This window comes from Streptomyces recifensis (genome assembly GCF_002154615.1).
In the GTDB taxonomy this organism is placed as follows: Bacteria; Actinomycetota; Actinomycetes; order Streptomycetales; family Streptomycetaceae; genus Streptomyces; species Streptomyces griseoluteus.
In genome coordinates, this window is sequence record NZ_MUNH01000085.1 from 18,036 (window position 1) to 27,440 (window position 9,405).

The 9,405-nt window shown below is 67.4% G+C and carries 7 protein-coding genes and 1 pseudogene; 4 read left to right on the plus strand and 4 right to left on the minus strand.

Features of this window, described 5'->3' with window-relative positions; translation table 11 throughout:
• Window positions 1–75: 75 nt before the first annotated feature.
• The 3 genes from CCN33_RS05680 to CCN33_RS05690 all read right to left on the minus strand — a co-directional run bounded on the left by CCN33_RS05680 (window position 76) and on the right by CCN33_RS05690 (window position 3,576).
• Window positions 76–1,821, minus strand: a complete 1,746-nt coding sequence (locus tag CCN33_RS05680; protein WP_086691763.1) for an MOSC and FAD-binding oxidoreductase domain-containing protein — start codon at window positions 1,819–1,821, stop codon at window positions 76–78.
• Window positions 1,822–1,963: 142 nt separating this feature from the next.
• Window positions 1,964–2,830 carry an alpha/beta fold hydrolase gene (locus tag CCN33_RS05685; RefSeq protein ID WP_086691774.1) on the minus strand — a complete coding sequence of 289 codons (867 nt, stop codon included), beginning with the start codon at window positions 2,828–2,830 and terminating at the stop codon, window positions 1,964–1,966.
• A 353-nt stretch (window positions 2,831–3,183) separates the two neighbouring features.
• Entirely contained in the window at window positions 3,184–3,576 is a 393-nt protein-coding gene (locus CCN33_RS05690; RefSeq protein ID WP_086691766.1) for a hypothetical protein, read from the minus strand.
• 534 nt (window positions 3,577–4,110) lie between these two features.
• On the opposite strand from CCN33_RS05690, the gene CCN33_RS05695 reads away from it, so the two are divergent.
• On the plus strand, window positions 4,111–4,653 hold the full coding sequence (locus CCN33_RS05695; protein ID WP_208621663.1) for a TetR/AcrR family transcriptional regulator: 543 nt from the start codon (window positions 4,111–4,113) through the stop codon (window positions 4,651–4,653).
• A gap of 332 nt (window positions 4,654–4,985) precedes the next feature.
• Window positions 4,986–5,408, plus strand: a pseudogene (locus CCN33_RS05700) (MBL fold metallo-hydrolase); the annotation flags it as partial.
• Between the two features lie 268 nt (window positions 5,409–5,676).
• On the opposite strand, the gene CCN33_RS05705 reads toward CCN33_RS05700, so the two are convergent.
• A complete protein-coding gene (locus tag CCN33_RS05705; protein ID WP_086691768.1) occupies window positions 5,677–6,420 on the minus strand; it encodes a flavodoxin family protein in 744 nt (247 codons plus the stop codon).
• 181 nt (window positions 6,421–6,601) lie between these two features.
• On the opposite strand from CCN33_RS05705, the gene CCN33_RS05710 reads away from it, so the two are divergent.
• Both CCN33_RS05710 and CCN33_RS05715 read left to right on the plus strand, forming a co-directional pair.
• Window positions 6,602–8,293 carry an acetolactate synthase large subunit gene (locus CCN33_RS05710; RefSeq protein WP_086691770.1) on the plus strand — a complete coding sequence of 564 codons (1,692 nt, stop codon included), beginning with the start codon at window positions 6,602–6,604 and terminating at the stop codon, window positions 8,291–8,293.
• A gap of 314 nt (window positions 8,294–8,607) precedes the next feature.
• On the plus strand, window positions 8,608–9,006 hold the full coding sequence (locus tag CCN33_RS05715; RefSeq protein ID WP_086691772.1) for a nuclear transport factor 2 family protein: 399 nt from the start codon (window positions 8,608–8,610) through the stop codon (window positions 9,004–9,006).
• The last annotated feature ends 399 nt before the right edge of the window (window positions 9,007–9,405 follow it).

The following is a 9,405-nucleotide window of genomic DNA, read 5'->3' on the forward strand; positions in this document are numbered from 1 at the left end:
TTCGCTGCCGTCAGAATCTCATGCGCGGTGATCGCCGACGACAGCCACGACAGCGTCCACCACGCCATGGCGGACTCACAAGTCCAGAACGATCTCTCCGGCCGGTCTGGAGCAGCAGATCAGGATGTTGCCCTCGCCCGGCGGCTCGACGGGCTCAGGCGCGTAGTTGACGGCCCCGGACATCAGGGCGAGTTCGCAGGTGTGGCAGACCCCGGTGCGACAGGACCACTGGACCGGGACGTCGCAGGCCTCAGCGAGTTCGAGCAGTGAGTCCTTGGTGTCGTCCCAGGGGACGTTGAGGCCGCTGCGGGCGAAGGACACCTGCGGGCCGCCGCCTGCAGGACCCGGAGGCAGGTGTGGTGCGGGCGCGGACGCAGCGCCCTTGATCCCGGGGGTGATGGCAGCGCCGGAGCCGAAGATCTCGGTGTGAACGCGGGCGGCGTCCAGGCCAAGGTCCACGAGCGCGGCGGTGACCCCCTCCATGAAGGCGGCGGGCCCGCACAGGTAGGCGTCGGCGTCGGTCGGCAGGGCGAGCCTGCGGACCAGTTCGGGCGACAGGCGGCCGGCCGCTGCGTAGTCGACACCCAACCGGTCGGCACTGGTGGGCTTGCTGTAGTAGACGGCCGCCCGGGCGTCGGGCAGCGACGCTATCAGGTCGCGGCTTTCCCGGGCGAAGGGGTGCTCGGTGCCGTCGCGGGCACCGTGCAACCACCACACCTGGCGGGTGGAGCGGTCGCGGGCGAGGGCGTGCAACATGGCCAGAACCGGAGTGGCACCTACGCCGGCGGACAGCAGAACCACCGGATTGTCACCGTCAGCCAGGCAAAAGGTGCCGCGGGGCGCTGCGGCCTCCAGCCGGTCGCCGGCGCGGATGTGGGCTCGCAGCGCGTTGCTGGCGGCACCGTGTGGTTCGACCTTCACGCTGATCCTGTAGGTGGACGTCCCCGGCTCCCCGGACAACGAGTAGCTGCGGACAAGAGGCGGAGCCTCTCCGCCGGGACGTACCTTGACGGTGATGAACTGGCCCGGCCGTGCCGCCGGGAGCGGGGAACCGTTGGCGGCGGCCAGCCGTAGCGAGAAGACGCTGCGGCTTTCGGGCTGTATTTCCGTGACGGTGAGCGGCCGGAATCCGGGCCAGGCGGGCGGAGGTGCGGTGGCCGCTGCGCTGAGCCCTGCGCTGCCGGAGGAATCACCGGCTGACGGGTGGTCCTCCTGGTCCAGGAGGGTCTTCATGGAGCCCTGCCAGCCGGGGCTGAGGGCGGGGATCCGAAGTGCCCTCTCCACCTGTTCGCGGGTGTGTCCGGAGAGGTAGAGCACGGCGTCGAGCTCCGCGACGGTCATGGCCTCCGGGCCAGTGGACTCCTTGACAATGTCCTGGCCGGCCTCCACCTCGCCCTCCTCGATGACACGCAGGTAGAAGCCGGGCCGGTGGTGGGCCACCAGGAGGGCCGCCATCCGGGGTTCCCCCATACGCAGCCCCACCCGGTAGCAGGTGACTCGGGGCTGGGTGACCTCGAACAGAGCCGCGCCGATGCGGTAGCGGTCGCCGATGCAGACCTCGTCGTCGGGCAGTCCGTCGACGGTGAAGTTCTCGCCGAACACGCCGGGAGTGAGGTCATCGCGACCCAACTCGTCTTGCCAGAAACGGTAGGAGTCGAGTTGGTAGACCAGCACCGCCCGCTGTTCGCCACCGTGTCCGCCGAGATCTCCCTGACCGTCCCCGTCGATGTTCAGCCGCCGCACCATCCGCGGTCCGGCTACCGTCTGCTTGTAGACGCCGGTGTGCACCGTCTTGCCGTGCCAGGGCACGTCTGCCGGCATCCCGACATTCACCGCTACCAATGTGGCCACCACACCACCCTTTCTGGGGCGCGCCCCTCGACACCCCTGCTGGTCGGCCGGCGCGCACCCTCAGACGCCGTACTCGTCGGGATCGGCCGGAGCGCGCGTACGCGGCTGGGCTTCAGGTGAGGACGCGGCCGAGGAACCCGTGGATGTATCCGCTGATGCTGTCCAGGTGGGTCTCCAGAGCGAAGTGGCCTGCGGGCAGCAAGTGCACCTCGGCCTCGGGCAGGTCACGGGAGAATGCCCGCGCGCCGTCCGGCCCGAAGATCTCATCCCGCTCACCCCATACAGCCAGCAGGGGCACCTGGCTGGTGCGGAAGTACTCCTGCAGCTTCGGGTAGCCGTCGATGTTCGTGGGGTAGTCACGGAACAGGGCGAGCTGAATCTCGTCGTTGCCCGGCCGCTCCAGCAGGAGCTGGTCGAGGGTCCAGGTGTCCGGGCTGACCAGGCTGGGGTCGGACGCACCGTTCTCGTACTGCCAACGGGTGGTGGCCGGGCTGAACTTGGCCCGCGCGCCGGGCTCCGTGTCACGGCTGGGCTCGGTGGCGTACGCGAACAGATCGTCCCAGAAGGGTTTGGCGAAGCCCTCCATGTAGGCGTTCCCGCTCTGCGAGATGATCGCGCTGACGTCGAAGGAGGGGTCGAGAGCCAGGCGCCAGCCGATCGGCGCTCCATAGTCGTGCACGTACATGGAGAAGCGGTTGATCCCGAGGTGGTTGAGAAGGCCGGCAGTGACACCCGTGAGGTTGTCGAAGGTGTAATCGAACGCGTCCACCTTGGGCATGGCCGAATGGCCGTAACCGATGTGGTCTGGGGCGATGACGTGATAATCGTCAGCCAACGCCGGGACGAGGTGGCGAAACATGTGGGAACTGCTCGGAAATCCGTGGAGCAGCACCACGACCGGTGCCTCGTTGGGGCCGGCCTCGCGGTAGAAGACCTTTTGTCCTTCGATCGTCGCCGTGTTGTGTCGCGTGGGAAGCACGTCGACCTCCTGCACCCTCTGGCACGCACGTCAAACACGCCCGCACGCAGGTCGGATGAGTCACTGCATGACTGAGTGGCCGGTCCAGCTCGAGAACGTTCCGCGCTGTCAAGGCTAGACCCGACCCTCGGAGACGACAATGCGGCGGCCTAAGCCTCCGGGCCCGAGGCCCGAACGGGCGGTCTGGTTCGTCGGCGGGTCAATACTTTGTGAAATGAGGAAACGACAGAGCGTCACGTCAATGTTTCACTGCGGCACGGACTCTGATTATGAACTGGCGCGAGTGCACGGCAGTCTTTCATCGAAGCATGCCGATGGCGCCTTCAGTCAACGCCACGGAACCCGGCAGGACATCATGCGGTATCGAGGCGGTGGCTTTGGCTGCTGGAGGGTGGGAATGCTGCCAGCTGACCGGTGATCCAGGGGTCGAGGTCCGTCAGTTGGCCAGTGACCCAGGGATCCAGTGCCGCCACCTGGCCGGTGACCCAGGGATCCAATCTCGTCAACTGATCTGTGACCCAAGGGTCGGCGTACGCGGGCCCGCCCGAATGATCGCCGGCGCTCCTGTAGCCGATCTGCGGGCTTCCATGGTCAGAAAAAACTTGTCTGCCGCTATCGATCACTGCGATGCGCTCATTCGGCTGAGGCGTGGTCGCACTCGCAGAGCCGATGGTGGCCAGGAGCGCACCTCCGGCGAGCGCAGCGGCTACGCCCGCGCGAGTGATATGCAGAATGATCTTGTTCATGAGTATTTCCTCCCGCGTAGCCTGTCGGCTTTGTCCGTCGCCAACTGGTGGGATCTGCCGGGCTGTCGCGATATGGACGCTACACACTCCCGTGTAGTTGAACAATAAACTAAAGCCGTGAAAGAGATCACTCGACCAGGAGGAATGCGGAGACCTGTCGGCATCGGTCCTGGGGGCGCAACCCTGGCACGCCGCCCGCCGTGACGGTCGTCGGGCAATGGCTGGCTGACCAGTTCCTCGACCGGTACGCCGAGGTGCTGCACCAGACCGCGGGAGCCGTCCAGGGATTCGTCGAAGGTTGGCCCTGCGGCAGGCTGCAGCCGCTCACGGAGAAGTGTGTTCCGTGCGGCAACCGGTCCTGGAGTGCGGCCAGGCGACGCAAACAGGGCAATCGCCGTCGGCAACCGCTACTCGTCCACGGGCCTCACCCGAACCGGCCCAGGAGCACCCATATGGACCCCCTGGTCCAAAATCGGTATGGTGTCACCTATGGGCCGCCCTCGAAACTTCGACGAAAACCAGGTTCTGGAGTCCGTGCGCGAGCAGTTCTGGAACCGAGGTTATTCCGCGACGTCGCTGCAGGACCTGATGGGGGTCACCGGCCTCGGCAAGGGAAGCCTGTACGGGGCGTTCGGCGACAAGCACCAACTGTTTCTGCAAGTGCTGGACAGCTATCGCGAGGAGCAGCTGACGAGCGTCCGGCAGGTCCTCACCCGACCCGGACCGGCCCTGGAGCGTCTGACTCTTCTCTTGGAAGGAGCGGCCAACGGCTTCGCGGAAGACGCGCAGCGGCGTGGTTGCTTCATGGTCAACAGTACGTCGGAGCTGCACGGTCAGGATCCGGAGGTGGTCTCCCGGGCTCGAACGACCTACCAGGAGGTGGAAGACCTTCTGATCACCTGCGTGGAGGACGCGCAGCGACAAGGAGACCTGGATCCGGAGGCCGACCCGCAGGAGCTCGGACGCATGCTCCTCGCCGTCCTGCAGGGCATCGAGTTTCTCGCCAAGACGAACATGGACGGCTCAGCCCTGTTGCAGATCGGCCGCGCCGCGCTGTCGCGCCTGCCGCGACCCTGATCCGACACCTAGTGGGAGTGAGTCGACCGACGGCCTTGATCTCAGGTGGCGTCCGCGCATGGCAAGCACGGTGGGGCGTCTAAGGCGCCGACCTGGACGCCTTCACCAAGGGCATCCGTGCGGACGTCCCGCAGCCGTCCGGCCAAGCCGACACCACCTGCGGCGAGGCCTGCTCGGGGGTTGCTCATCGTCCCGGCCGACACAACCAGGTCTACCCCCTTAGCGGCGCGTGGCGGCCCCGTGTTGCGCCAGCGGTTCGGCCAGTCCCATCCTCTGTGCCGCTGTCGAGATGAGACCGGGCAGGTGCGGGCCGGGCGGCGCAGACTTGGAGTATGAAGCTCACCAAAAGGGGACATGCCTGCGTGCGCTTGGAGAATGACGGCGGCGTCCTCGTCATCGACCCGGGTCTGTGGAGCGAGGAGGACGCGGCGGCCGGCGCGGACGCCATCCTCGTCACTCACGAGCACTTCGACCACTTCGACGAGGAGCGGTTGCGCTTCGCTCTGGAGGCGAACCCGGCGGCCGGGCTGTGGGCGCCGGCGGTTGTCGCCGACCAAGTTGCCGCCGCATTCCCCAATCGGGTGCACACTGTTGGCGAGGGCGATGCCCTCACCCTCGCCGGATTCGACGTCCAGGTGCATGGCGAGTGGCACGCGATGATCCACCCGGATATCCCGCGGATCTCCAACGTCGGTTACTTCGTGGACGGTTCGGTCTTCCATCCCGGCGACGCGCTGACCGTACTGGACCAGTCCGGTCGGCGATCTCGGCGGCGCGGAGCACCTGCGGTTGTCGCCGGGAGAGAGCATCGACGCCTAGGTTCTGTCTCTGTGATCAGCGCGTCGGGTCCAGTTGAGGATGGCCGCGACGCTCGAGGGGTGCCGTTTTATACGCCTCGTTCTCGACGCCTGGCCGACGGCCACCGCCGGCCTCGCCGCTGGCGTTGTCCAGCCCCGGTGCGACTCGAGCCAGCGGTGCGACTCCGGGCACTGATGTCGTCCACCTCTCCGCAATGCTGTCTGGCTAGCGGTGCTCAGGGTTCTCGTGGTCACGCCGGCAGCCGGCGTCCCAGGCGATGCGTTGGTTGCCGTAGGCGGGGATGCCGCCCAGGTCCTTCAGCGCCCGGGCCAGGTGCAGCAGGTTCCAGGTCATGAAGGTGGTGTTGCGGTTGGTGAAGTCGTTCTCCGGGCCGCCCGAGCCGGGGTCGAGGTAGGAGGGGCCCGGTCCCGCCTCGCCGATCCAGCCGGCGTCCGCCTGGGGTGGGATGGTGTAACCGAGGTGCTGGAGGCTGTAGAGGACGTTCATGGCACAGTGCTTGACGCCGTCCTCGTTCCCGGTGATCAGGCAGCCGCCGACACGGCCGTAGTAGGCGTACTGCCCCGCCTCGTTGAGCAGGCTGGAACAGGCGTACAGACGTTCGATCACCTGCTTCATGACAGAGCTGTTGTCGCCCAGCCAGATGGGGCCGGCCAACACGAGCATGTCGGCTGCCATGACTCGGCGGTACAGCTCCGGCCAGGCGTCGGTCTCCCAGCCGTGCTCCGTCATGTCGGGCCAGACACCGGTGGCGAGGTCGTGGTCCACCGCCCGGACCACGTCGACGCGCACTCCCTGGTCCTCCATGATGGCGGTGCTCCGGTCGATCAGCCCCTGGGTGTTGCTCGTCTCCGGCGAACGTTTGAGGGTGCAGTTGATCACCAGGGCGCGCAGGTCGTCGTAACGTGCCGGGGGTGTATCGGCGTCAGTAGCGGGCGACGAAGCGGTCACACGGTCCTCCCAAAGCCCTGCCGCCGCTCGGTGCGCGGCCGCGCGTCGCCCCCCGGGTCCAGCCTGCGGGCCGGTCATGGCAGCCGCCACCCCAGCGCCTCCGAACGGCCTCGATGCAGGTCCGCACTGAGCGGAGGCAGACGAGTGGCCGCGCCCGTCCGACTGTGCCTACCTTCGCCTCATGGGCAGTGAAGGCGCGAGCGAGTCGCGGAGCACGACAGCGGTGGAGGATGTCGCGCACGTGTTGGTGCGCTGTCTGCAGGCCGAAGGCGTCGACTACGTCTTCGGCATTCCCGGTGAGGAGAACATCCGCTTCATCGACGCGTTGAACGGCTCCGGAATCCGGTACATCCTGGTGCGCCATGAGCAGGCCGCCTCGTTCATGGCGGAGATCTACGGCCGGCTGACCGGCCGGGCCGGAGTGTGCTCGGCCACTCTGGGACCCGGCGCGATCAATCTGCTGCTCGGTACCGCGGACGCCATGACCAACAGCGCGCCACTGGTGGCACTCGCCGCCCAGGGGTCACTGCGCCGTTCCCACAAGGAGTCGCATCAAGTGATCGACCTGGTGTCGATGTTCGCACCGGTCACCCGGTGGGCGGCCCGGGTCGAATGCCCGGACGCTGTGCCGGAGATGACACGCAAAGCCTTCAAGACCGCCCAGAGCGAGCGGCCCGGTGCTGTCTTCTTGGCGGTGCCGGAGGATGTGGAGGCCGAGCGTCCCACCGAGTCCTGGGCGCCCTTGCAGATCGATGCGGTTCACGCCGACGCGCCGTCCGCCTCCCAGATCGCCCGCGCGGCCGAGGTGCTCGTGGGGGCACGGCATCCCGTCGTACTGGCCGGCCACGGTGCTGCCAGGGCCGGGGCCTCCCAGGCTCTCGTACGGTTCGCCGAGCGGCTGAACATCCCGGTCGCAACCACGTTCCATGGCAAGGGCGTCTTTCCCGACGACCACCCCAACGCCCTTGGGGCGGTCGGATTCATGCGCCACGACTACAGCAACTTCGGCTTCGACGCGGCCGACGTACTGGTGTGCGTGGGCTACGAACTCCAGGAATTCGATCCCGCCAGAATCAACCCGGACGGCGACAAGCGGATCGTGCACGTGCACCGCTTCCCCGCTGAGGTCGATGCGCACTACCCGGTCGCCGTGGGCGTAGAAGGCGATCTGTCGCAAGCGCTGGACGCGCTCATGGCGGCCCTGCCCGAAGGGCTCACCTACGACTCGGGAAGCAGCCCGAAGATTCGTACGCTGCTCGACGAAGAACTCGCGTACGGGCGCGACAACGACACGTTCCCCCTGGTGCCCCAGCGCGTGGTGGCGGATGTGCGTGCCGCGCTGGACCGCCACGACCTCGTGCTCGCCGACACCGGCGCCGGGAAGATGTGGATGTCGCGCCTCTACCCGACCTATGAGTCGGACACCTGCCTGGTCTCCAACGGCCTGTCCACCATGGGCTTCGCGCTGCCGGGTGCTATCGCCGCCAAGCTGGCCCGGCCCGACCGGCGGGTCCTGGCCGTGATGGGCGACGGCTCCTTCCTTATGAACTCCCAGGAACTGGAGACAGCCGTCCGCGAACGCGTTCCGTTGGTCGTCCTCGTCCTGGTGGACGACGAGTACGGGCTGATCACCTGGAAGATGGAACTGGAGCTCGGCCGCCATAGCCACACCAGGTTCACCAACCCGGACTTGGTCGCCTATGCCGAGAGCTTCGGCGCACACGGCTACCGGGTGGAGGCTGCCGGGCAACTCCTGCCCGTGTTGCGCCGGGCACTGGAGAAGGACGCCGTGTCCGTGATCGCCTGCCCTGTCGATTACTCCGAGAACCTGCGGCTGACTGACAGACTGGGCGAGCTGCACGGCCCTTTCTGAGGTTTCGCGTTCCCCGCACGGTCGCACCTGGAGAACCGACCGCGTGCCACGGCCGCGTGAGCCGCGAGCCGCGCGGACCGTGGGCTGTTGAGGCAGGTGGTAGTGACGTCCCTTCCCTGGCGCGGCAGTGCGACGCATTTCTTGACCGGTTGGTCCGAATCTGTTCTACTCTCTTTGCGGTGGTTTGGAGCCTCGGGCCGTAGCGTCCATGCGGTCCTCCCCATCCGCTGCGCAGCGGCGGTCGGTGTCCCGACTGGCGGTAGGCGCCGCCTGTGCTCTCTCCCAGCGACCCCATCACGAGAGGTGCCCTGATCATGACCACACGTGAGGTCGTCGAGAATTTCCTCGGACTGCTTGCCGCCGGAGACCCTGACGCCGTCGCCGGGCTCTTCGCGGAGGAGATCGACTGGTATGTGCCCGGGTCCCCGCAGCTGCCCTGGACCGGCCGACGTACTACGCGCGCCGAGGTCGCCGACTATCTGCGAGTTCTGGGCGAGAACATCGTCCCGGAGAAGAACGTCGACAATGTCGAGGCTCTCGTCGTCGATGGCGACCACGCCGTCCTTCTCGGGGAGTTCTCACGCGTGGCGAGGAGCACCGGCCGTTCCTACCAGATGCCCATCGCCATGCGCTTCCAGGTGACCGACGGCGAGATCACCAAGCTGTACCTCTACGAAGACACCCTGAAGGTCGCGCAGGCCTACGCGCACTGAGGGCCTTATCTTCCGCGTCTCTTTCGTCGAGGCCGGCATGGAGCCGTTTTTCCGTGGGCGCGGTGGCCGACGGCACGACGCTGTGTCCTGGCGAGCGGGAACGCGGCAGCGGCTCCTGTCGGCCACGACCCGGACCGGTCGGACCCGTGGCGGTCGGGCTACTGCCGGGCGACGCGGATCGCGTCGAGGGCGGAAGCAGTCGAGGTGCATCTTGGGGGTCAGCCCGCCACGGGAGCGTCCGAGTCCGCGTTCTTCGAGCCCCGGCTCCGCCAGGGACTGGGCTGCTACCGGCAAGCGGTCGAAGGTGCCGTCCGCGGCCCATCGGGCGAGCCGCCCGTGAACGGCTCAGCATCCGTTTCCCCGCCGGCAGGGCTCAGCGCCCGGCGCCGGGGCCGTGGC